General features: G+C 53.5%; 1 protein-coding gene. It reads right to left on the bottom strand.

The genetic code is table 11. From position 1 onward, the window contains the following. Nucleotides 1-23 precede the first annotated feature (23 nt). Entirely contained in the window at nucleotides 24-1,217 is a 1,194-nt protein-coding gene (locus tag ACIPLA_RS28255; protein ID WP_401177769.1) for an IS4 family transposase, read from the bottom strand. Nucleotides 1,218-1,328: the final 111 nt, after the last annotated feature.

The following is a 1,328-nucleotide window of genomic DNA, read 5'->3' on the forward strand; positions in this document are numbered from 1 at the left end:
GATTCTGAGGGATCCCCACAAATCTACCCCAGCACCTGTGCCTGTTGATGTACCTCGTCTCGCAACGTGCGCTCAAGTCTCTCCAAGGTTTCCCGAGAGTTTGAGCCGCGTCCGCAACGCCAGTATTCCAAGCCCAGTCGCCACAACGACAGTACTCGTCGATGTTTAAGACTGTTGCTTTGAAAGCGATGCTCATGACCTGCTTCGCGGGCCTGTAACCCGGTTAAACAAATGATGTAGTTAGCCAACGCCGAGATCAGTAACAGCACTTCAATTCGGCGTGGGCAGTGACTTCGATGGCGAGTCACACCAACACCGAAGTACTCGCTTTTCACATCCCGGAAGCCTTCTTCAATCTGCATCCGCTGCTTGTAAATTGCCACGATTTTCGAAGGATTCCATTGAGCCTCTGGCAGGTTACTGGCCAGCAACCACGGCTCTCGCTCACGATTGGCCGATTGCCTGCTGAGCTTGTTTTTGGCGATTGAACCGGTAACGCGTTGATGTTTTCGCCCCTTGGCGCGGTGTCTGACGCAGTACAAATGAATGATATGCGGAGCGCTTTGGGTCATCTCGATATGGCCCAGCGACTTCGGTGAAGATGACGCCAAAGCGTAGAGATTTTTCACTGGCAACCAGGTGTTCGAGTCGCTTCGGTATAGGTCGCGGTTGCGCACCCGAGCCACGTAATACCAGCCTTGCGCCTCGACAGCCTTGATCCAGGGCCGTCGAAAACCTGCATCGGCAACAAGGATCGGAACGCAGTTTTTGGGTAGCATTTCGGCCAACGTTTGCAGCAACCGCTTTTGATATTTCGGGCAACCTTCACGCTCGTGAACGCTTTCGTAAATAGGAAACGAGCGCCCAGCCAACGGGATGGCGGCGCGCAACAAAAAGAACTCTCCCGCGGCATCAATCGGTGACCAATCGACCAGAATCAAGGGATGTTTCAGGGGGCCCAGCAGGGCTCGCAACATGACCCAATAAAACAACGAGCGCTCTGATTGCAGATGGCGATTTCCCAACAGCCGATCCACTCGTTTGATGGCGTGTTTTGGATAGGCCTTGCCTGACATGAATCGACCAAGTTCTGTCAGCGTCAGACGGCGGCCTCGCAGCAACGAACTGACACAACACATCAGCGTTTTCAGACGACGAGAGTGGACAGTGGGAAGTGCTTGGGTGAGCGCGCTGTGTAAGAATCGGATGGCCTGCATGGGTTCGGGATCTTGTTTCTGTGTGGTGCAATACAAGCTGCCGACCCATGCAGGTCTCTTCAATTCCCAACTTCTTGATTTTTTGTAGGAAAAAGCGGGGATTTCTCAGGG

Origin of the sequence: Pseudomonas sp. NPDC086112, assembly GCF_044746425.1 — a bacterium.
Taxonomy (GTDB): Bacteria; Pseudomonadota; Gammaproteobacteria; order Pseudomonadales; family Pseudomonadaceae; genus Aquipseudomonas.

What these genes read in the sequence shown, in the direction of transcription:
- ACIPLA_RS28255 (WP_401177769.1), bottom strand. Translation starts at nt 1,217, where the DNA reads ATGCAGGCCATCCGATTCTTACACAGCGCGCTCACCCAAGCACTTCCC.